Source organism: Leptospira limi, from assembly GCF_026151395.1.
Lineage (GTDB): Bacteria > Spirochaetota > Leptospiria > Leptospirales > Leptospiraceae > Leptospira_A > Leptospira_A limi.
Map to the genome: position 1 here is coordinate 2825036 of NZ_JAMQPV010000001.1, position 22688 is coordinate 2847723.

22 protein-coding genes are annotated in these 22688 nt (G+C 38.1%); 6 read left to right on the forward strand and 16 right to left on the reverse strand.

The window, feature by feature from the left end; translation table 11 throughout:
- Positions 1–2: 2 nt before the first annotated feature.
- The 13 genes from ND812_RS13220 to rpsF all read right to left on the reverse strand — a co-directional run bounded on the left by ND812_RS13220 (position 3) and on the right by rpsF (position 12573).
- The gene (locus ND812_RS13220) at positions 3–1256 is read right to left on the reverse strand and encodes a nicotinamide-nucleotide amidohydrolase family protein (RefSeq protein ID WP_265375823.1); all 1254 of its coding nucleotides are present in this window, start codon (positions 1254–1256) and stop codon (positions 3–5) included.
- Positions 1257–1261: 5 nt separating this feature from the next.
- The gene (gene argS, locus ND812_RS13225; RefSeq protein ID WP_265375824.1) at positions 1262–3037 is read right to left on the reverse strand and encodes an arginine--tRNA ligase; all 1776 of its coding nucleotides are present in this window, start codon (positions 3035–3037) and stop codon (positions 1262–1264) included.
- A 1-nt stretch (position 3038) separates the two neighbouring features.
- A complete protein-coding gene (locus ND812_RS13230) occupies positions 3039–3293 on the reverse strand; it encodes a hypothetical protein (RefSeq protein ID WP_265375825.1) in 255 nt (84 codons plus the stop codon).
- Complete coding sequence (gene recO, locus ND812_RS13235; RefSeq protein ID WP_265375826.1) at positions 3290–4039, reverse strand: DNA repair protein RecO; 750 nt, start codon at positions 4037–4039, stop codon at positions 3290–3292. Before recO ends, ND812_RS13230 begins: the two co-directional genes overlap by 4 nt.
- On the reverse strand, positions 4040–4504 hold the full coding sequence (ybeY, locus tag ND812_RS13240) for an rRNA maturation RNase YbeY (RefSeq protein ID WP_265375827.1): 465 nt from the start codon (positions 4502–4504) through the stop codon (positions 4040–4042).
- A complete protein-coding gene (locus tag ND812_RS13245) occupies positions 4501–6867 on the reverse strand; it encodes an HD family phosphohydrolase (RefSeq protein ID WP_265375828.1) in 2367 nt (788 codons plus the stop codon). Before ND812_RS13245 ends, ybeY begins: the two co-directional genes overlap by 4 nt.
- A complete protein-coding gene (locus tag ND812_RS13250; protein ID WP_265375829.1) occupies positions 6864–7871 on the reverse strand; it encodes a PhoH family protein in 1008 nt (335 codons plus the stop codon). The genes ND812_RS13245 and ND812_RS13250 overlap by 4 nt, the downstream gene beginning before the upstream one ends.
- A 1-nt stretch (position 7872) precedes the next feature.
- Entirely contained in the window at positions 7873–9678 is a 1806-nt protein-coding gene (aspS, locus tag ND812_RS13255) for an aspartate--tRNA ligase (protein WP_265375830.1), read from the reverse strand.
- Positions 9679–9689: 11 nt separating this feature from the next.
- Positions 9690–11033 carry a replicative DNA helicase gene (gene dnaB / locus ND812_RS13260; RefSeq protein ID WP_265357580.1) on the reverse strand — a complete coding sequence of 448 codons (1344 nt, stop codon included), beginning with the start codon at positions 11031–11033 and terminating at the stop codon, positions 9690–9692.
- 21 nt (positions 11034–11054) lie between these two features.
- Positions 11055–11501 carry a 50S ribosomal protein L9 gene (gene rplI, locus ND812_RS13265; protein WP_265375831.1) on the reverse strand — a complete coding sequence of 149 codons (447 nt, stop codon included), beginning with the start codon at positions 11499–11501 and terminating at the stop codon, positions 11055–11057.
- 9 nt (positions 11502–11510) lie between these two features.
- Positions 11511–11795, reverse strand: coding sequence for a 30S ribosomal protein S18 (gene rpsR / locus ND812_RS13270; RefSeq protein WP_174705011.1), 285 nt, complete (start codon positions 11793–11795; stop codon positions 11511–11513).
- A gap of 72 nt (positions 11796–11867) precedes the next feature.
- On the reverse strand, positions 11868–12305 hold the full coding sequence (locus ND812_RS13275; RefSeq protein WP_015678373.1) for a single-stranded DNA-binding protein: 438 nt from the start codon (positions 12303–12305) through the stop codon (positions 11868–11870).
- The gene (gene rpsF / locus ND812_RS13280; RefSeq protein ID WP_265375832.1) at positions 12298–12573 is read right to left on the reverse strand and encodes a 30S ribosomal protein S6; all 276 of its coding nucleotides are present in this window, start codon (positions 12571–12573) and stop codon (positions 12298–12300) included. Before rpsF ends, ND812_RS13275 begins: the two co-directional genes overlap by 8 nt.
- Before the next feature lie 151 nt (positions 12574–12724).
- Here rpsF and ND812_RS13285 point away from each other — a divergent pair, with 151 nt between their 5' ends.
- Positions 12725–13447, forward strand: a complete 723-nt coding sequence (locus tag ND812_RS13285; RefSeq protein ID WP_100727243.1) for a hypothetical protein — start codon at positions 12725–12727, stop codon at positions 13445–13447.
- Here ND812_RS13285 and ND812_RS13290 read toward each other — a convergent pair.
- From ND812_RS13290 to ND812_RS13300, 3 genes are read right to left on the reverse strand one after another with little or no spacing between them, the layout of a single operon-like run.
- On the reverse strand, positions 13402–14544 hold the full coding sequence (locus ND812_RS13290; RefSeq protein WP_265375833.1) for a CapA family protein: 1143 nt from the start codon (positions 14542–14544) through the stop codon (positions 13402–13404). The genes ND812_RS13285 and ND812_RS13290 overlap by 46 nt on opposite strands.
- Positions 14545–14547: 3 nt before the next feature.
- On the reverse strand, positions 14548–15336 hold the full coding sequence (locus ND812_RS13295; RefSeq protein ID WP_265375834.1) for a hypothetical protein: 789 nt from the start codon (positions 15334–15336) through the stop codon (positions 14548–14550).
- Positions 15333–17327: a tetratricopeptide repeat protein gene (locus ND812_RS13300; RefSeq protein ID WP_265375835.1), complete on the reverse strand. Its 1995-nt coding sequence runs from the start codon at positions 17325–17327 to the stop codon at positions 15333–15335. The genes ND812_RS13295 and ND812_RS13300 overlap by 4 nt, the downstream gene beginning before the upstream one ends.
- A 38-nt stretch (positions 17328–17365) precedes the next feature.
- Between ND812_RS13300 and ND812_RS13305 the strand changes: the two genes are divergently transcribed.
- Genes ND812_RS13305 through ND812_RS13325 form a run of 5 tightly spaced genes read left to right on the forward strand, consistent with a single transcriptional unit; the run spans position 17366 to position 22684 of the window.
- Positions 17366–18622 carry a hypothetical protein gene (locus ND812_RS13305; RefSeq protein ID WP_265375836.1) on the forward strand — a complete coding sequence of 419 codons (1257 nt, stop codon included), beginning with the start codon at positions 17366–17368 and terminating at the stop codon, positions 18620–18622.
- On the forward strand, positions 18600–19730 hold the full coding sequence (locus ND812_RS13310; protein ID WP_265375837.1) for a cysteine desulfurase family protein: 1131 nt from the start codon (positions 18600–18602) through the stop codon (positions 19728–19730). The genes ND812_RS13305 and ND812_RS13310 overlap by 23 nt, the downstream gene beginning before the upstream one ends.
- Positions 19731–19737: 7 nt before the next feature.
- Positions 19738–21093 carry a CHAT domain-containing protein gene (locus tag ND812_RS13315; RefSeq protein WP_265375838.1) on the forward strand — a complete coding sequence of 452 codons (1356 nt, stop codon included), beginning with the start codon at positions 19738–19740 and terminating at the stop codon, positions 21091–21093.
- Positions 21090–22118 carry a hypothetical protein gene (locus tag ND812_RS13320; RefSeq protein ID WP_265375839.1) on the forward strand — a complete coding sequence of 343 codons (1029 nt, stop codon included), beginning with the start codon at positions 21090–21092 and terminating at the stop codon, positions 22116–22118. Before ND812_RS13315 ends, ND812_RS13320 begins: the two co-directional genes overlap by 4 nt.
- A complete protein-coding gene (locus ND812_RS13325; protein WP_265355956.1) occupies positions 22115–22684 on the forward strand; it encodes an RNA polymerase sigma factor in 570 nt (189 codons plus the stop codon). The genes ND812_RS13320 and ND812_RS13325 overlap by 4 nt, the downstream gene beginning before the upstream one ends.
- Positions 22685–22688: the final 4 nt, after the last annotated feature.

Genomic DNA, 22688 nt, shown 5'->3' on the forward strand with positions numbered 1-22688 from the left:
AATTATATAACCTTACTTTTTAAAGATTGGTAAATCAAAAATATTGCAGTATTACTTGCATTTTCACGAATTGCTTCTCTGTTACCAGGAAACACATAACGGTGCACTGTGATCTGACCATTTGGTTCTTTGATACCAATACAAACTGTGCCTACAGGTTTTCCATCACTACCGCCATCTGGACCCGCAATCCCTGTGATGGATATTCCATAATGTGTTCCTGTTTTTTGGCAAAGTCCATCCACCATCGCTTTTGCCACTTCTTCACTCACGGCACCATATGTGTTAATCGTCTCGATAGGAATCCCAAGTAAATTGGATTTCATCTCATTCGAATACGTTAAAAAACCACCCATAAAATAGGAACTAGAACCAGGTTGTTCTGTCATTTTTTTGCCGAGTAATCCACCAGTACAACTTTCCACAACAGAGATTGTCAATTGAAGAGCTACTAAGCGATCATGTACATTACTAAACACATCGTCTGAAATGATTTTTGGATATTGAGTTTCCAATCGATTGATGATTTGATCCAGTAAATTTTGATTTGTAGATTGGAATATACATTTAATATAACCTCGGTTAGCCGTAACACCCCATTCCGCTTCCTTAAAGAATTCATCCCGATTGGGTTCTATAAAATCATTTTGGAATAATGATTCGCCAATGTTCCACAACCATTTTGTTTTTTGGAGTAAGTTTTCCCGAGGGTAAAGTTTTTTCAGTTCAGGAACTAACCTACGTTTAAACATTTCAGTCATCTCGGAAGGAACTCCTGGCATACATACCAAATAGGAATTTTCTCCTATGGATTCTACAAATCCTACAGCAATGCCGACTGAGTTGTCTAAAGTTTTACATCCTTCGGGAACAAATGTCTGGCGAAATACATTGGGAAGGATATCTTTATATTCCTTTCCTCTTGATTCATAAATTTTTGTGAGACGAAGTTTTGCTTTTTCGACAGAATAAGAAGTTTTTCCGGTTAATTTCAAAACCGTTTCCAAAGTATAATCGTCTTCTGTTGGGCCAAGGCCACCTGTCATGATTGCAAGCACCGGTTTTTCTTTTGCGAGAGTTTGTAGTGATTGTAATTCAGAAAAAATCAAATTTGGATCATCAGGCAAAGTGATAAACTTTTTAACCTTCCAACCAAGTTCAAACAATTGATTCGCAATCCATCCAGAATTTGTATCTAGACTACGACCAGCGGTTAACTCAGATCCAGTGGAAAGGATTACAATAAAAGGTGACATCATCCTTATACTTCTTCTTTGGACATTTTTTCAGGTGAAGAGATTCCAAGAAGTTCTAAACCAGAAGCAATTGCCAATTTTGTAACATAGATCAGTAACAATAATTGTTCTCTTTCCTCACCTACTTTCTCTTTGATGCGGTTATCTTTATGAGAATAAAATTTAGTAAATGCCTTACTCAGTGATTGGAGATAGTTTGTTAGGCGATGCGGTTCGAGATGCGTTGCTGTATCATACACTTCTTCCTGAAAACGGGAAACCCAAAAAAGAAGGCGAACTCGTTCCTCTTGTTGGAATTGTTCCACTTTTAATTCAGCAGGAAACTTCCATTCCGTAATATTCATTTGTAATTCACGGAAGATGGAACAAACTCTTGCATGGGCATATTGGATATAAAATACAGGATTTTTATCTGATTCATCTTTGGCTAAATCCAAATCAAAATCGAGTGGTGCATCCGAACTTCTCATTAGGAAAAAATATCGTCCCACATCTTTTCCATTTTTACCTAGATAGGTTAACAAATCCCGCATCGTTTGGAAAATTCCCAACCGTTTACTCATCTTAACCTTTTCTTTGTTTTCGATCAGATTCACTTGTTGGGCAATGAGAACCATAAAACTCTCTTTTGATTTTCCGAAGGATTCCACTGCCCCTTTCAATCGAGCAATGTAACCATAATGATCAGGCCCCCAAATATCGATGAGTTTAGTAAATCCTCTTTTGTATTTATCAAAATGATAGGCAATATCAGCCATAAGATAAGTTGGCCTTCCGTCTTCCCTTCGGATCACACGGTCTTTGTCATCACCATAGTGGGTTGATAAAAAATGAAGTTTACCATCGATGGTGGTTACATCTTCTTTTTTTAATAGGGAAGGCACATTTTCCACTTCACCTGATTCGTGTAAGCTTCTTTCACTATAGAATTTATCAAATTGAACACCAAAGAGATTTAAGTCTTCTTTTTGTCGGCTCAGGTTGTATTCAACTGCATACTTGGATAAAAACTGGATACAATCTTCCCAATTTTTATTTTGGATCCAATCAGAAACTTGTTTTGAATGCTCTGAGTCTTTTAGTAATTCATTGGCAATATCTTTAATGTATTCCCCTCTGTAACTTTCTTTGGGTAATACACGTTTTTCTATCAGTGAAAATACGGCCTCGTCAGATTCTTCCTCTTGGAAGGTGATATGATCACCCTTACATTCAAAAATTCGAAGTAAAACAGCCACCCCGAGTAAATACACTTGGTTTCCATAATCATTTACATAAAACTCTCGTTTGACGGTATGGCCCAAACTCAATAATAAGTTTGCCAATGCATCACCATATGCAGCAGAACGAGCCGATACAATATTCATGGGACCCGTTGGGTTAGCAGAAACAAATTCTAATAATATTGTTTCCAAATTATCTGTTTTTGCAAAGGAAACAACAGGTGACATGACTTTTGCAACATACCCAATTAAATAAGAAGGACGAATTCTAAAATTGATAAAACCAGGCGGAGAAAAAGAAACAAAATCAAAAAGTGAATCATTTTTGATTTCAGAAAGTACTCCTTCGGCAATCTCCTTTGGGTTCAATTTTAAAAGATTTTTATTCTCTAAGGCAAAGGGAGAGGAGTAATCTCCAAACTTTTCGTCTCTCGAATATTCAATTCGAATTTTAAAATCTTCAAATGGGATCTCGACATTCAGCTTTTGTATATAAGACTTAACTGCAGATTCTAATTCTGCGAGGACAATATTCTTTAATAATTGATTGGCTTTCATTTTAATATTTAATTTCCATTTTTAATTTGTCTGAATTTTCCCATAGTTCAAAACTTTTGATTTTAAATCGGGATACAAAATTGGGAATGGATTCTGCTTTCTCTCGGAGGATCACTTGGAACACTTCATTCTTTGGTTTTGTCTTAGGGTTAAAGGAATTCTGTTTTAGATTCTCTGATTTGAGTAAAATTTGGAACAATGCGAGGAAAACCGAGAAGGTCATTACAAGTAAGGTAGTTTTAGTAATAAAATTCATAAATCCCCAATCGTTCGATAAAACTCAAAATAAGATTTTAATTCTTTTCCAAAAAGGGAACGGATAAATTGATTCAGGATCATATCACCTTCTCTGTATTCAAACTCTCTCGGAAAAATAGCCAAAACATTTGAAAATTTCTTAGATAACATTGTATGAAATAGTTTTAAAACAGGCAAATGATCTTTGGAAATGGGATGGCAATCCGAACACAAAAATTCTCGGGAATCAACAGAAAAATAAGCCTTGGATTTTGTGAGGACTTCCTCCCCGCAAGTATGGCAATAAAATTCCGAAGGGAAATGTCCCATATGAGTAAGTGCTCTGATTTTAAAAAATGGCAAAATTTCCTTTCGAAAACCATTTGTATTACTTGATTCCAAACTCCCAGAAAGTAACTGGAATAAAAAAGGATGACTTTCCCCTTCGGGATACAAATGAGAAGTAAGTTCCGTCATGTACAAAACAAAAAGGGTTCCAATATAATCAGACTTTAGTTCATCAAAACGTTTGATCAAATGGATTTCTTTTGTCGATTTCCAGTCCTTCTCTGCTTGGTCGTAAAAATCCACTTCCACTAAACAACCTATTTCTGTTGAAATGATAGCACGTCGTTTGGATTTACGAATCCCTTTACTGATAAAATTCATCCGCACTTGGGATTCCCCGGCAAGACTAATCATTCGGTCACTATCACCGATGTCTTTACTTTGGATGATGATTCCTGTTTCTTTTCGTATTGCCATTTACGTTGCAAATACCAAATCCAAACATTCATCTTCCATTTTTCTCATTAAAACAGCATCCGCTTCATTAGTTTCATGATCATAACCAAATAGATGTAAGATCCCATGCACAAGCAAACGATAAAATTCATCAATAACTGAATGACCTATTTCAATTGCTTGTTTTTTGCATGTCTCCATAGAAATCACAACTTCGCCTAAAATTTGGACCGGAATTTTTAATGATTCGTCAAACAATGGAAACGACAACACATCTGTTGTTTTTGGTTTTCCTCGACGTTCCTCATTAATTTCTAACATCATTTGGTCATTCACAACGAACACGGAAAGTTCCAACGAATGTAAAAATTTGGGAGCCATGTGCTGCAAAATGAGTTCACAGTTTTGGATGACTAACTCTGGATCGATTTCCTCTTGGTCTGTTTCGTCATTCCAATTTGTGAAAACCTGAAGTTTAGGATTCATGATTTTGGTTTTTTAGTATTCGCTGTTTCCAATGCCTTTGTATCTTCTGGTTTCGGATATTTAGGTCTTTGGTGTAAACTGGAAAGTAAAACTTCTTTAAAACTTGCTTTGATGATCTCTAAATCACCAATAGTTAGACCACTTTCATCTAACTGGTTCTCTGCTAATTTTGAATTGATGATTTTACGAATTAACTCATCCAAACTTTCCTGAGAAACCTCATCTAACGAACGTGATGCAGCTTCTAATGAATCGGCAATCATCACAATTGCAGTTTCCTTACTTTGAGGTTTTGGTCCTGGGTATTGGAAATCTTTTTTGTTTATATTTTTTCGTGCGCTACTAGAGATTTCTTGTAATGCTTTATGATAAAAGAATGCCATAGTGGAAGTTCCATGGTGTTCTGGGATAAAACTAATGATCTCCCGTGGAAGCCTTGCTTTTTTCGCCATTTCAATCCCATCTAACACGTGGTCGATGACAGTTTTTGCAGCAAGTGCCGGATTATTTTTATCAATGTGTTCTGGTTTTGGGATTAAATGTTGGTTTTCCACAAAAAAACCAGCATTTGGAATTTTACCAATGTCATGGAAGTACACTCCCACTCGCACAAGAAGTCTATCTAAATTAAGATTTTGGGCTGCTCTTTCGGAGAGTGCCGCCACCATAAACGTATGAGTATAGGTAGAAGGAGCTTTGGTGAGAAGTTGTTGTAATAATGGGTGGCCCGTATCAGCCAGTTCAATCAACTTAAATCGTGTTGGGATATTAAAAATGTACTCATACAAAGGCAGTAAAAACTGAACCGCAGTGGCACTTGCAAATCCATTCACGAAACACATCACAGTGATTCGGAAGAGATTGGAATTTGTTAAATCCTTAAAAAATCCAGCACCACTGGATACAAAAAACTCTCTACCATCAAATAGATAACCCGCAGTTGTCACAAGGATTTGAACAAATGTGAGTAAAAACCCTGCTTTTAAAAAATCGATTCGTTTGAGTAACCTTCTGCCATAAATGGAACTCATGACAGCTACCGTGAATGCTAACATAAACGAAGTTGGATTGTATCTCGAAGCAAAAAACACTGCAAAGGCTAAGAAAAACCCAATCGCTATGGAAAGTTGTTCGTCGTAAACAAATCCAAGTAACAAACAAAGCATTCCTACGGGGACAAACATTCCAAAATAATACACTGCCGACAAATCACTGTCAGTTGCATAAAATACTTTCGATAACAAATAAATCGAAGCAATCACAATCCAAAGTGTAAAAAAGATGATAAGGTTACTCGAAAGGTCATTCAATCTGTTTGGCCTATAACGAATCAAATAAAAGCCTACAATTACGATGAGAACACATTGAGTGAGAAAAATAGAAATGATAGAAGCAAGGTTTGCCCGAGTCGCATATAAATTCATCATATCCAGTTTTAACTTCACCTCTGGAGTGATGACATCCCCTGCTCTAACGATGATTTCATTTGCTTGGATTCTGCTTTTTTGTACAACGACAGCACTTGCCGCTTTTACCCTTGCATTTTCTGTTTCTTCTGGGTTATAATTACAAGCAGGATAAGAATACACATAGTACAATCCAATCCTTGAAACTGCCTTAAGAAGTGAGTCAGAAACGTTTGGTAATTTTTCAGAGGCTAACTTAGATAAGACGGCAGTAACAGGCCCATCTTTGTAGATTTGGGAACGCGGAATCACTAAATTTCCATCAATGATGGTGGTATGGTCTTGTGTTCCAATGTTACGAATTTTAGCTCCTGCTTTGTCTAGTTCCTTCGCAAATGGTAAATCTTCTTTGACAATACAATACTTTGAAAATATCAGATTGGTGTATTGTTGGATGAAGTTTTTTAATTTGTCTTTTCTCGGATACTCTAAGATCGCTTGGATTTCTTCGTTTGTACGATTACGCCATCGTGGGATACGGTCTTTCACAATAGCAGGATTGGATTTTCCTTCTTGGAGTAAGATCCGAAGGATTTCTAAATCTTCTGATAAATTGGTGTCAATCCCAGCAACTAGTACTCCAAAATCTTTGTCAAAAGCAAAGGGAACATTCGATTTTGCTTTTTGTTTTTCTAAATTGGTTTTTTCGATATCTTCGTAGGAAAATTCTTTTACCGATTGGATGGTTTCTGGTGCAATTTTTCCTTCTGAAAAAAGACCATCTGGATCCGTATTCACTTTGGATTGCCCAAAAAAAGGAATCGAAAGGACATAGGTCACAAATAATAACGTAAGCGAAACCAAAATGATTTGGATGTTACGAACGACAGAGACAGGTCTAACTTTTGTTAAAAAGTCAGTCACACTCGTCATAGAGGAATCAAAGATCGCTTTCATTGTTTTTTGTTAAATAAGCTTTCGTTTTCTTCAAATCGTCGGACAATCGATTCCACAATCGGGTGACGGGTAATGTCTTCCCTTCCGAAAAAAATTGTCTCTATTCCATTCAAATTTCGAAGAGTGTAAACTGTTTTTTCAAGGCCTGACCGACCATGGGCAAGGTCAATTTGTGTGGCATCTCCCGAAATTGCCATTTTGGAATTTTTCCCAAACCGAGTGAGGAACATTTTAAGTTGTGGCAAAGTACAGTTTTGGGCTTCATCTAAAATGATAAAGGAATGGGAAAGGGTTCGGCCTCTCATAAAGGCAATCGGTGCAATTTCAATTTTACCCACTTGTAAGTATTCACTTGTTTTTTCGAAACCGATACATTCGTGTAACGCATCATAGATGGGACGTAAATACGGGTTTACTTTTTGTGTCAGGTCACCAGGTAAAAAACCCAAGTTTTCTCCTGCTTCCACAGCAGGCCTTGTGAGGATGAGCCTGTCCACTTCTCCCGTTTGCATCATACGACAAGCTGTGGCGATGGACAAAAAGGTTTTTCCTGTTCCCGCAGGTCCCATGGCAATGGTGATGTAGTTTTTATGAAGGCTATCGACAAAACTTTCTTGGTTTTTGGTCCTTGGAAAAATTGGTTTTCCTTTGAAGGTAACAAAAATTTTGTCTTTCGGTGTCCAAGATTCTCCTTCCTTTTGGAAGTCAGAGGAACCAGGTGTTGGCCATCCACCACTTGAATCTTTTACCTTATTCACCAAGTAATCGATGTCAAAAAAAGAATATTCGGATTTGTCAGGTCTTCGTTTGAAGTTTTCTTCTACTTTCTGAAAGGTGTCAAGGGCCACTTGTACGTGGTCTTCACTCCCTTGGATGATGAGAGATTTTCCTCGGGGGATGAGTTTTACATTCAGTCTGCTTTCCCATAACGGGAGTTTGCTGTCGCTAATCCCACAGACCGTTTGGTAGAGGGATTCTTCCTGGAATGTAAAACTTTCATCCATACTAAATTGTGACTACCCTGAGTTTGAGTTCTTCTAATTGTTTTGCTTCCACTGGACCTGGAGCTTCACTCATCATACAAGTTCCTTTTTGAGTTTTTGGAAAGGCAATCACATCACGGATGGAAGTGCCACCTGTGAGTAACATCATGATGCGGTCCACACCAAAGGCAATCCCACCATGAGGAGGAGCACCGAACGATAACGCATCAAGTAAAAATCCAAACTTGGATTTTGCATCTTCTTCTCCAATCCCAATTGCCTCAAGTACGAGGCTTTGGATTTCTGGGTTGTGAATACGAATCGAACCACCACCAATTTCTGTTCCATTCAAAACTAGATCATATGCTTTCGCACCAATCGAAGAAAGGTCAACTTCTTTCCCAGCTTTCCAATCTCTTAGTTTTTGGAAGTCTTCTTCTTTCGGAGATGTGAATGGGTGGTGGAGGAAGGTCCAAGTTTTTGTGGTTTCATCCAACTCAAACATAGGAAAATCAACTACCCAATGGAAACTATAAGGGACCTTAGGTGGATCGTATTTTTCTGATAATTTCAAACGTAAAGCACCAAGAGAGGCATTCACAATCTTAGACGAATCTGCCCCAAAAAATACCATATCCCCTTCTTTGGAACCAACTGCTTTTGCGATGGCCTCTAAGGTTTCAGGAGTGAAACGTTTTGTGATCGTTGATTCGAGTCCGTTTGCTCCATGTTTCATGTAAGCAAGTCCTTTGGCACGAAAGTCCCGAGAAAGCCATGCAGTGAGGTCTTCAATTTCTTTTCGTGAGATGGTAGAACCACCAGGTACAGAAATGGCTTTCACCACACCACCACCAGCGATGGCACCCGTGAACACTTGAAAGTCACATGATTTCACAAGTTCCGATACATTCACAAGTTTCATTCCGAACCGAATGTCTGGTTTGTCGGACCCGTATTCTTCCATCGCCACATGGTAAGGCATGGTCATAAAGGGTGCGTTTACTTCTAATTGGAATACTTTTTTTAAAGCATATGCCCACATAGCTTCGATTTCACGACGGATGTCTTCTTCCGTAACAAAAGAAAATTCCATATCTAACTGAGTGAATTCAGGTTGGCGGTCCGCACGTAAGTCTTCATCCCGAAAACATTTTACGATTTGGAAGTATCGTTCCATCCCCCCAATCATGAGGATCTGTTTGAAAAGTTGTGGTGATTGTGGGAGTGCATAAAACTCACCAGCATTCAAACGAGAAGGCACAAGAAAGTCACGGGCTCCTTCGGGAGTGGATTTATTGAGAATGGGAGTTTCGATTTCCAAAAAGGAATGTTGGTCCAAGTATTCTCGCAGAGCAAAAGTTAGTTTGTGTCGCCATACCAAACGATCCCGAAGTTCCTCACGGCGCATATCCAGGTAACGATACTTCAAACGAATTTCTTCGCCCGATGGATCAAACTCATCTAAAGTAAATGGAGGAGTTTTGGATGTATTTAAGATTTCAATAGACTCAGCAATGAGTTCATATTTCCCAGTTTCCATTTTGGGATTGATGGATTCTGCATCACGAAGGGAAAGTTTTCCTTTGACGGCAATCACATACTCAGAACGAATTTTTTCGACTTTGGAAAAGTCATCTCCCAAGATTTCTTTTCTTGCAACAATTTGTAAAATTCCAGAACGATCCCTAAGGTCGATGAAGATCACCCCCCCTTGGTCGCGGTAACGGAAAGCCCAACCTGATAGGAATAATGTTTTACCAACCGAAGCATCTGAGACACTCGTTGCGCTAATTCTATTTTTGTATTCTGATGTTACCCAGTGATTCAATTGAAAACCTCTTATAATGGAACGTTATCGAAACGACTGATTTTCGGATTGAACATCAATGGAAAATCGGCCGTTGCTCCCGCTCTGTTTTTGGCGATGATGATCTCAGCCATCCCCCTTTTGTTTGGGTCAAGCTCTTCGGGAGGTTTCACCATTTCTTCCCGATAAATAAAACATACAATATCCGCATCCTGCTCAATAGCACCTGACTCTCGTAAGTCGGAGAGTTGTGGTCTTTGGTCTTTGGAGCGATTTTCAATGGAACGGTTCATCTGCGATAAAGCGATGATGGGGCATCCCACTTCCCGTGCCATTTGTTTGAGCCCTCTGGAAATATTGGCAACCTCTTGTTGGCGTCCACCCATCGCAGCTTTCGGATCACTCATCAGCTGCAAGTAATCCACAATCACAAGTCCCACTTCTTCTGTGGTTCGAAGTTGGCGTAACCTTGCCGAAAATTCTTGGATCGTCAAATACCCTGAATCATCGATGTAAAGACTTGCCGAAGTGATATTTCCAATACTGTCTTTTAATTGTGTCATCTGTGCGGACGTGAGTGTTCCCGCTTTTAAAGCATAGGAATCAATCCTTGCGTCAGCACTGATGAGTTTGAGAAGGAGTTCGATCCGACTCATCTCTAACGAAAAAATAACAACTGTTTTACGCTCTTTCAAAGCAGCATTTGCTGCGATGTTCAAAGCAAATGTTGTTTTCCCATTTCCTGGACGGGCCGCAAGGATCATAAGTTCGTGTGACTTAAGACCAGTGGTAGCCATATCAAGACCAGTAAAATGTGTTTTTAAACCATTGATTCCGCCAGTTCCGTTTTGGCTTGCCGCCACCACATTTTTGATGTAATCGATAAGGGCATTGGCATCGTCTTTGACTTTCCGTAAACCTTTGGATCTCTCTTGGCGAGAGATGTCCATAAGGGACTGTTCCACAAGACTAAAAACGGAATCGTTTTCGCCAGGTTCAATTTTTACTTTGTCAATGGCTTGGTTTAATGCTTCGACATACTTCCGTCTGTCAGAAACACGTTTCACACGACGCACATAATAGTCTAACGGTTGAAAGGGGACAGTATCTTTATAGAGAGAGGTAATGTATTCCAAGTCGCGAGATTCGTCTTTAAATAGACGTTTTTCTCGCATTTGGTTCGTGACCGTAACTAGGTCAATGTTTGTCCCTTCATTGATAAGGTCTGTGACTGCTTCAAAGACTCTTCTATGGGTATCCATGTAAAAGTCTTCTGGGCTTAGACCTAAGTCTTCCTGCCCGGCTACCCCTCGCATGAGTAGGTAACCGATTAAGTTCTTCTCAGACTCTATCTCCTGAAGGGGGTTAGAATTCATCGAAAAAGCGTTAGTGTAAGACTATGCTTGGCCGACGACTTTCACTACGATTTGAGGCACAACACCTTCAGCCAAACGAACTTTGATCTTGAACTCACCAACCGATTTGATTGGTTCGCCTAAATCTAACTTACGTTTGTCGAGCTCTACTCCAGTGTTTTTAATTGCAAGAGCAATATCATTCGCTGTTACAGAACCAAAAAGTTTGTCGTTCTCACCCACTTTCACTTTCACTTCGTATGTTTTACCATCAATCGAAGAAGAAAGTTCTTTCATCACCTTTACACGTTTGTCACGTTTTAATTCAGCGAGTCTTTTTTGGTGGATAGCTGCTTTTGTGTTTCCGTCGTTTGCACGTACGGCAAGTCTTCTTGGAATGAGGAAGTTACGTGCATAACCATCAGCAACTTCTTTTACATCCCCAGCATCACCAAGATTTAATACGTCTTTTTGTAATACAACTTTCATCCGTAACTCCTACAGAACTTTAAACGGTAATAAACCGATGGATCTGGATTTTCTGATTTCACGAGCAAGGGCTCTTTGGTGTTTGCCACAAGTTCCTGTGATCCTTCTTGGAATGATTTTACCACGGTTGGTAACAAATCTTTCTAAGATATCAACTCGTTTGTAATCAAGACCTGCAAGTAACGCTTTGTCAGCGCAGAACTTACATACTTTCTTTTTGTATTTTGCGTTTTTACGACCGAACTTACCTTCTCCGTCTTTACCACGGAAACCACCTTTTTCGTCGTCATCCATCCCGTCCATACTGTCACGGGAATCTATTCTTGTATCATCAATATTTGCTGTTTCGCTCATTGTCATCACCTATCAAAAAGGAATGTCGTCATCACCGGCTGGATAATCATCATAACCACTACTTACGCCGGAATCATAAGAATTGGAACTGTCAGATCGGTCTCCGGATCCACCACCTTGTCCTTGACCACCTAATAGTTGTGCGGTCTCGACATATACGCGGATCTTTGAGGCTTTTTTGCCTTCAGGAGTTTCCCATGACTGTTGTTGGAGTCTACCTTCGATTGCTACTTGTTTACCCTTGCCTGCATATTGTTTTAAAATGTCAGCAAGTCGGCCCCATGCAACACAGTCGAAATAATGAGTTTCCTCTTTTTTTTCGCCGTTCGTCACATAAACTCTGTTATTTGCAATTGAAAAATTGACAACAGAACTCCCGTTCACCGATTTAAATTCCGGATCACGAGTCATACGACCGATGAGTAGTACTTTGTTTAGATCGTTAGCCATTTGCCCTAATTACGAGGGTTTTTAAGATGTTGCCATTGAGTTTAAATTCATGCTCAATCTTGATAACTTCTGCGGGAGATCCAGAACACTTAGTGAGTATAAAGTGACCTTGTTCGTCTTGTCCAACGGGATGCCAGAGTCTTTTAGAACCCCAATCCTCTTCGCCTTGGATCGTGAAGTTGTATTTAGAGAGAAGTTCCTTAACGGCAGACTTCGTCTCTTCTACATTCCCTTCACGAAGAATATTCGTGATTTCGTAGTTTCTCATATTTCTCCTATGGGTATACCTACATAGAAACACTTGTAGGTAGAAGAATTTGTTAGTTTCCACTAGGGTTTTGGTTATGGGGCCTTGGGTCAATGGAATTTCTTCTTGGAGCCTTGAATCCCTTCGCATTCTATGTAATTTCTGACAGTTTATGGGTGAAAAATCAAATTTTCCAGAAGTTTGGGGCCTGGGCCTAGGTCTCTTTTTAGCACTATATGCTGGTTTTTTAAACCACATCACTCCCAAAGAACCCGCTCTCGACAACCATTCTGGATTTGAATCCACACTACTCGGTCTGGAGATGGCTGAAACACCAAAACAAGTCCAGGACCTCATTGGTATCCCCGACACTATCGATTTTTTCCACCTATCCACAGAATACCGCAGGGTTCACTATTTTGACTTTGGTTTTATCTTTTGTTATTTAGCGTTTTTAACGTATACGGGCCATTATGCGGGACGGAAAGTGCGTCCCATTTTTCTCAAAATTTTTATGGGAATGATCCTTCTCCTTGTGATTGCAGGGTTTGCTGACCTCATCGAAAACATTCTCATCCTCAATATCTTAGATGCAAAAACTGCAGAGGAAATGACACCTTCTTTGGAGTATCTCAAACCCACTTCCCAACTCAAATGGTTTTGTTTGTTTTCTTATGTGGCGATTGTTTCCGTATACTTTTGGTTATACGAAAAAGGTTGGATTTTAAGGAGTGCGGCCCTTCTCTTTTTTACAGGTTTTTTTTTGCAGGTGTTTTCTATCATCCGCACCAATTTACTCGAACTCAGTTTTCCCTTTTTTGCATTGGGAATGGTGTGCAGTTGGTTCCACTACGGTTTCAGTTTGGCTTTTAGTTCCTTTTCAAAAAAAACATAACCCCTTCCCCCTGAAATCACAAGTTCTGTTCCCAGTTGTTTACAAAGAATGGCATATTCTTTTAAAAACGTTTCTGCTTCTTTTGGACCCAATGGAAAAAAGTAATGATCCCCTGGGAGGTTTTGGTGTTTTCCAAACACAGGAATCACTTCCACAAACAAAAGTTTGTCGCCATCAAAATGAGTCACAACAGAAATATTGTGTTTTAAGTATTGGTTTTTGGATCCAAAGAAAAAATTACCAAGTGAATACACCACAATCCCTTTAGGGAATACCTCGATCCCTTGCGGCACATGGGGATGGTGGCCAATGATCACCTTATAACCAGCATTCACCAAATATTTAGCAGCATTTCGTTCCGTGTCCATGGGTGTGGGATTGTATTCCACTCCCCAATGTACAGATAATACATTCACTTGCCCAGGTTTTGTTTTTTTGATGATCCTTTCTGCTGTGGCCACACGGAAATAAGCGGCACCTGGGGAATTGGTTCCAGAAAATAACCTGGTTTCACCTGTATCAGAAAAGGAAAACAATCGAAATTCGGTATTTCCCTTTTTCACAAGGATAGGTAACAGCGCATGGTCGGTGTTTTTCCCTGCACCTGTATGGAGGATTTTAAATTCATCTAACAGATCTAAGGTTTCAAAAAGTCCATTTTCACCAAAATCCATTGTATGATTGTTTCCAAGGAAAACTCCATTGATGCCGAGAGCACGTAAGACAGTAAGATCCCTTCTTTCCCCATAAAACACATAGGATTTTCTTTGGTCTGCTGTAGGTGCTTTGTGTAATATAGGTGTTTCTAAATTGATAAAGCGAAAGTCAAATTGGTCGAGGTAATGAAAAAAACTCCGAAAGGGAAAAAACACATCCTCAGAACGCATGGAATCTCGAACTCCCCAATTGAACATCACATCACCACCAAACCAAAGTTTAGTGGAGTTTGAAATTTGTAGAGACTCACCAGTTTCTGTTTGAAACTGATATAAGTATTTGATTGGTAATTCCAATGGATCTTCCAAATGTTCTGGAAAATCCGCAGAAAAAAGAAGGATCGGAAATAATAGAAGCGAAACAAAAAACTTATGTTTCATCTCTTAAAAACGAAATACTTGTGGGGATACTTCGGTGATTTGTGATTTTTTCAATTTGATTTGGATGAGAACATTTTCCTTTTCCGTATCAAGGCTCACAACTTTGGTTGTGATTTCTTTAGGTGGGTGAATTTGGTTCACACTTGTTTTCACAATGGCGATGGCCTTTAGTCCCCGTTTACCACTTGATAACTCCAATCGGTCCAAATTACCATCTTTAAAAAAATATTCGTAATCCCCATCTGCTTTGGAAAGGGCAACTCTAGTTTCACTTAGATTGAATTTTGCCTTTGGGTTCTGGATTTCATTTAAATAATTACCTGTAAGGTATGCATAAATCACAGGAAAGGGAATTGTATATTTTTTGCCCGAATTTGGATCTTGGATGAGGATATCACCCATTGGTAAAGTTTGGATTTCTTTTGTACTGGTTGGTTTGATTTGGATTTGGTTTTCGTTTGCTATGAGTTCAGTAAAAACCATTCCAAAAAAACTATCCATTAATTGGATTTTGATTTGTTTTGAATCTTTGGCAAAAAATACCTTTCCATCCAAATTTACATTTTCTTTCTTAGGGACAAAAGTTTGGATCTGCATTGAAAATTCTGATTTAAAACTAGGGAAATCGGGATTTTTGTCCAAAACCTCTTTTAAAAAAGACTGAGAGGAATTATCCTTTGCGGGTAAATACTTTCCATTTGCTTTTCCTAAAAAATTAGGATCTTCTACTTCTGCCGATTGGCAGCTGAGTAAAAGTAAAATGGAAACAATTGTTAGATAACGAGAAATCATTCTGAAATTTCCTTTTCCACTCGTTTGATTTTTGACACCAAGTTTTTGTTAGACGTCTCTTTGTCTTTGGATAGTGAAAGTTTAAAAAATTGGACGGCATTGACTGGGTCTTTTTTTGCTAAATACACATCTCCCAGATGTTCATAAATCACTGGGTCCTCAAACCCTCGTTCCAAAGCCAATGAGGCTGCAAAGTTTAGATGTAATAAAGCCAAATTAAAGTCTTTTTTTCGGTAGTACACCCAACCCAAACTGTCCTGGTAGGCGGGATTATCTGGTTCTAATGTAACAGCTTGAGTTAACAATTGTTTGGCTTCTTCAGGAAACATATCTTTTTCAGCATACAAATAACCTAAATAATTCATAGCATTGGATGCATTTGGATTGAGAGAAATGGTTTTTTTAAGATCTGATTCTGTTTCAGGAAATTGTTTGAGTTTATCGTAAGCAGTCGCTCTATAAAAATAAAAATTAGGATTGGTTGGATCCATTTGGATGGCTTGCGTGTAATCATTAATACTTTCTTTGTACTTTTCCAATTGGAAATAAGACAATCCACGCAAATAATAATGAGTTGGGTTCGGATTTTCAGAAATGGTTTCGGACAAAATATCTACAGAAACTTTTTCTTTTTTTAAATTACCTTGCAGATACAAATAAGCCAAACGGAATCGCATACGGAATTTTTTTTCAAGGTCCGAACTCAAAACAATTGCTTCTTTCATGGAAAGGATTGCATGGTTCCACTGTCCTAACATCTCTTGGCAGTTTGCAATTTTTTCTAAGTAACTTGCCTGTTCTTCCAATCGGGTTGAGTTCAGTCTATGTTTCCCTCGTTTGAGGATTTTTTCAGCAAGCCCGTATTGTCTATATTCGTAAGCATACTGAGCTGTTTCTGCATTAATTTGTTCGTAATCGGGGTCATTCAGTTTATCAGCTAACTCAAGGAAAGCGACACGTGGTGACAATCTACCTGGATTTGATTTGATAAAATTTCGTAGTTTTTCATCTAAGCCAGTGGTACGGCCGTTCACCAATTGGTATAAAATGGGGATGATGCCGTCTTTTGGAATTTTTTTCTCATTTTTTAAAGTATCAAAAAACTGAGGTGCTAAATCACGGGCTTCTAAAAAATAAATTTCAGCTAACATGTGAGAGGCGTCAATGTCTCTCGAATTTTTTTCCCTAATTTGTTCCAAATAAAATTTGGACATCTTAAAATCACCTAAAACAAAATAAATTTGTGCCAAACGAAACAATACTTCCATATCATTTTTATTAACTGAATTGTATTCATTATAACGTTTGATGGCAATTTTTGGGTAATCTAACTTATAATTCAGTTCACCTAACGATTTTGCTGTGATGTATTTGTATTTGGAATGATTGTCCCTTCTTTCAATGACAAAAGAAAGAGCGGTGTAGTACAATAAGGATTGGTTCCACATTTTTCGTTCAAAGTACAAATTTCCAAGTAAATACAAAAAATCAGGATCATTGGGAAAAGAGACCAAATCATGTTCCAATACTTCAGTTGCCTTCGTTAAGTCTTGTTCCCGAAGGCGAATCCTCATTTGTAAAATAACAAGTTCTTTTGTGACTTCTTTCGTGTTTTGTTTTGCAATCTCAGACCATTCCCAAGCTTTGCCTGGATTTCCTAACTCCAAATAATTTTGTGCTTGGATTTCCGCTGATTGGGCACTTGGACCTTGCCCTTTTTCTTTTAAACAAGAGTGGTATTTGTCTAAAAACGACACGGAGTTTTCAAAGCCAAGTTTTGCCTCTGCTGTCTTTTTACGGTTGTTTGCTTGGTAACCATCAATTTGTTCGTAGATGGCGCGAGAGAGTAAGTATTCACTTGGAACACCAGGTTCAAGGAGGGAACAATCTTTCTGTTTGGAGGTTGGATCTGCCTGGTTTGGAAAAACAGAAAGAAAACATAAGAAAACAAAGAGGAATTGGTAGTTTAGAGTTTTAATTGCTTGAAACATCAGTAGATTCCGGCAAAGATCGGGTACAGGGACAATCCTTGAACCAAATCTTCCGAGAAAATTTAAAATACATTCTGGCTGTTCTCCTCGTGTGGGCAATCACTTTCCCATGGATTCTGAGAAACAAGGACACGATCCTTGCCAAAATCACCCTCACTTACAATTCGTTTTTTGGTTATCCCAATCCACGGATCGCCCACTCTCTGATTGCCAAAGGGGATGCAGTTCTCGAAGGCAGAAAGGAAGGTGGTACGAACCTCCTCCAAACCATTAGCCAATTTTTTAGTGCAGAAGAAAATGGAAAAGGCACCATTTTGCCACTAGACCTGACCCTCATGGAAAAAGCCTGCCTCTACTTTCGTAGCAAAGAACATGTGGAGGACCATTTTTTAGAACTCACATGGCGGGAAAAAGCAAGTGATTGGGAGTCTCCTCTTTTCCAAAGAATGGCACCACAAGGGGAATTAACACTCGGTCCCAATCCCAAAGAGTATTGGAACTCACACATTGAAGCCGTTTTAACGGCTCTTGATTATTACAAACGTGCCTTACGATTTTCAGGTCCCGAACTCATCGCACCAAAAAAAATAGAATCTGTCGCATGGGCAAGTTGTAGGCCAAGTGAGATCCTACTCGCCTACAAAACACATATGGTCGAAACAGAAACCTATGTTCTCAAAAAACTAACAGAGCTTGAAAAAGTTCCGAGTGGCCTCAGTGCAGTCCAAAAACGAAGTGTGGTATTATCTTCCATCAAAAGAAGTGATTTTTCAGAAGTTTCGGCAAATGATTATTTGGAATCCTTGCTTAGGCAAATCCTTCTCACAGGAATGAAAAATTTTTCTCCGAGAGAAATGGACGATATTTACGAACGAATTTTATACTTCGTTGGTGCAGATGAAAGAGAGTATTTAAAATTTAAATTTCGTCGCGCTGAACTGTATTTCCAACTAGGCAGTGAAGAAGAAAACTATTACCAAAAAGCAGCCATTGAATTTAAGGAATCTGCAAACATCCAACTAGCTTCTGAAATAGAAGATATCAATTTACCTGCGTTACTTGTTCATGAGTTTGAGGCCAAACTTAAACAAGCAGAAAGTTACCACAAACTAAAAGAAAATAACAAAAGTTTGACCATTCTCGATTCATTAAAACCAAAACTGCGAAACGTCGACGAACGAAGTGTTGGTGGTAAAAAAGATGAAATCTTAAAGGCATACCATAACCTAACCAGGTCCGTTCTCCGCAAACTCGGACGTTACGAAGAAGCAGATGAAATCCCATTTAGCGAATGATATAAAGTATTTTGATTATAATGCGACTCACCCCCCCTACCAAGAAATTTTAGAGTCGTGTTTAAAAGAATACTTAGAAAACTTTTACAATCCTTCGGGAATTACACGTTATTCTCTTAAAAACCAAGGCAAAATTGAACAAACGAGAAAGTATCTGAGCCAAGTAACAAAAGGTAAGGAAAAACAATTTATCTTTTCCTCCACTGGAACTGAGGCAAACTTTTTACTCATCCAAAGTATACGAATTTTATACCCAAATTTAGAGTCTGTGATTGTGTCCCCCTTTGAACATGCGAGCATGTACGCTGCCTTAGATTCCTTTGGATTTTCACCCCTATTGGTTCACACGAACAAATCGGGAACTATCGATTTGAATCATTTGGAAAGGTTATTAAAAGAAAATCCAAAACCTGTCATTTGTTTGTATGCTGGCAATGAAACAGGAGTGATTCAACCTGCAAAGTTAATTCATTCTTTGACTAAAGAACATGGCCAACTTTTTTATAGTGATTTGATGCAAGCATTCTGCAAAATCCCTGTACCATTTGAATTGTTTGATGGTTATACATTCTCTGGTCATAAAATTGGTGCAGGTATGGGTGCCGCCGTCACTTACTTACCAACTGAAAACAAAAACTTTCGTCTGTTTGGTGGTGGAAACCAAGAAAATGAACATAGAGCTGGAACTGAAAATACATTTGCAATTAATTGCCTACAGAAAGTAACAGAAAATCAACTCACCAACTTAGAAGAAAAAAATATAAAACTAAAAGGTTTCCAAAAAATTTTAGAAGACCAGTTAGAATCCTTTGGCTGTGAAATCATTGCGAAAAATGAAACGAGACTACCCAATACAACCTTTCTCATTTTACCCATCCAAACTGTTGATTTTTTCCTTCTGGGATTGGAAGAAAAGGGAATCATTGTATCTACGGGAAGTTCCTGCAAATCAAGAGCCAGAGAAGCTTCTAAATCTCTACTTCAAATGGGTTATTCTGAAGAAGAAGCCCTTAGAGCAATTCGGATTTCTACTGGCAGTTTTACAACTTTAGAAGATGTGAATTTACTGATAGACCAAATCAAAATCCTCATCCAAAAACTAAAATGACACCCTAATGAAAATCCGAATCATTTCTAAATACTCTGACCAAGGTATCTCTGATGGTGAATGTTTTTGGGAAGAAAAACAGTCCCAATTTGGGTCCGTCGAAAAAACGACTCCATTTTCAGGGCAATTACTGAAGGAATTTCAAAATGATTGGTCCATTTTTGTAGAACGAATTTTATCTCAAAATCCCAAAAAGGAGGAATTTTTAGACAAACTAGGTAAAAAGTCGGATAGTTTAGAACAAATCGTATTTGGTGAATCCCTTCCCTTTTGGAGGACTCCTGGATTTCGGGGCACCATCGAGTTGTTAGTTGATCCAGAATTTTCTCCAATTCCTTGGGAAATCTTAAGATCTACAAATGGATTTTTATTCCAAGATAAAAATTTCAAACGAGGGATTCGGATTCAAAAAAACCAAAGGGAAATCTCAAAAAAAACAAATGTTGCCTTGATCATCTGTAATCCAGTCATTCCCAGTTTAGAAAACACTGTAAATGAAGAATGTGTCAGCCTATATCCAATTTTCGAAAAAAAACTTCCCCTCAGAATCCTAAAACAAAATCACCTAACTAAAATTCGTTTCATCGAAGAACTAAATTCTGTTAAATATTTACACTATGCAGGCCATTCTGAAAAAAAAGGAATCCCTATTGGAAAAGATCAATTCATTTCCATGAATGAAATTGCATCAAGATCATTTAGTCATTTAGACTTAGTATTCTTTAATAGCTGTTACTCGTCATTTGACTCCATAAAGCAAGCGGGTCTAACAACCAGTTTTCTAAAAGCTGGTGCCAAACAAGTCATTGGATTTTTATATCCGGTGGAAACAAATGTAGCCAAGGAAATTGGAATTTCCTTTTGGAAATATTTTTTAGAATCTAAAAATGCAGAAAAAAGTTTAGAAAAAATAAGGAAACAATTACAAAAAGGATCTGGAAAAGAGATCATAACAGCCATTAGTTTGGTGCAATTTTCTACTTTGGCACCAAACCCACTTCCAAAAAGGATAGTAAGCATTGTCTCAAGTTTATTACTGATTTTATGTTTTCTTCTTTTCACAAAAGAACCTCAAAATGAAAACCCAGTTGGAACTCCAATGCAAATGGAAAACACAAAGGGAAATTCTGTAAACGAGAACTCGGTGGTGTCCCAACCAAAAAACCAGCCCAAAGACCCATTGGTATTAAGAATCCAAAAAATCACTCATCCAGAATTTCGAAAAAAAGCACTTCTCTTTTTGGAAACAAAACATGAGTTACTTGACGAAACTCAAAAACGAGATATCTTAGAGTCGATCCTTTCAGAAGGATCTTCTGAAGAAAAAATGTATTATGAATTCAAAACAAGGAGTGGGTTTTGAAATATAGGGGTTTCTTTGTTTTTGGGTTTTTCTTTTTTTTAAATCCAATTTTACCCCAATGGTTTACAAAATCAGCGACTTTTGAATCCATCTGGTCAAACTTCCAAATAACTCCAAATATCGTTTCGGAAGCCTATACCATTTCGAGTTTTCCCATTTTACGGGAAGTAGAAACCAAAGAAAATGAAGAGTATGATTATTATTTTCAACTTTGTAAATTCCAAGAAATCAGAGAACTCACAGAAATCCTTTCCTACCTTTCCTTTTATGATGCATTATTACAAATCAAACGATGTACAGAAATAACTAAACATGAAACAGCGAACTTAGAAAAGCAGATCAAAAAAAAACTATTTGAACTGACAGTATTTCCCAAATTAGAAATTTTATCATCCGAGATTTCCAATGCGGAAAATTTAAATTTAGTTCGTGAATTACAATCTGAATGGGAAAAAACAGTTTATCTCTATTCCAATTTTTATAAACCTCACGAGGTTCTATTGTTTGGAAAAGAACGAGAATATACGTTAAGTCTCAATCGTATTCTGTATTCCGATATGCCAGAATCCAAAAGAAGATCCTCTTTACTTCGCTTATTACAAGACATCAAAACAAATCAAAAATCCACCTACCAACTGTTTTACTATTCAAAACAAAACCCTTGGAATCTCGCAGACTTAAAATCGGAAAATGAGAAGTCTAAATCCTATTTTTTACAAATCCTTTCCTCATGGAAAATTGACCCTCTGTTTTCCGATTGGCAAAAACTTCAACTGAACGAATTACAAATTTGTTTAGAAAAACTCCCAACGGAGGAAAAGAAAATTCGAATATTCGGTTTTTTTGGTTTTTTCTCCGATTATGGAAGATTCTCAGTAGAAAACCCAAGTTTTGAAACGAAAGAAAACCTAACAAAGTTGTTATACATCCGCCAAACGTTATTCCAATCCCATCATTTTCAAAAAAGATTAGAAAATGTAATGATAAATTGCAAAAATTCCGTCGAATCGAAGAAAGAACTATGAGTGATGAGATACGGAGTTTAATCGATAATTGTTTACTCGGGAAAAGAGAGGCATGGCAAACACTCATCCAAAAATTCCATCGCCTAATCATCGGAACTTGTGCACATTACGTACCAAGAGAAGAAGTGGTAGATACTTCGCAACTTGTGTATTTAAAACTCACCGAAAATGACTACCAATTATTGCGTAAGTTCAAGGGAGAAAGTTTACCCGCCTTTATTATCTATTTAAACGAAATTGCCAAAAACATCAGTATGTCCCAAACACGGAGCATTCGCCGAACCGAATACAGAGAAGGGATTTCTCTCGATTTGAGCATTGATATTCTGGATGAAAGGTTAACCCAAGAGGATGTTTATTTCGAATGGGAAGAAAAAAAGGAGTTTTACGATCTCATTGAATCATTAGATGAACCCCATAAGGAAATCCTCATCTTACGACTGAAAGGGTATAAATTCAAAGAAATTGCTGAAATTTTAGAAGTTCCTATCGGAACAGTACTAGCTAGAGCCAATCGCGCCAAAGAAAAGATAAAAAAATTACAAACCAAGGAAATAAAGCCGTAATGGG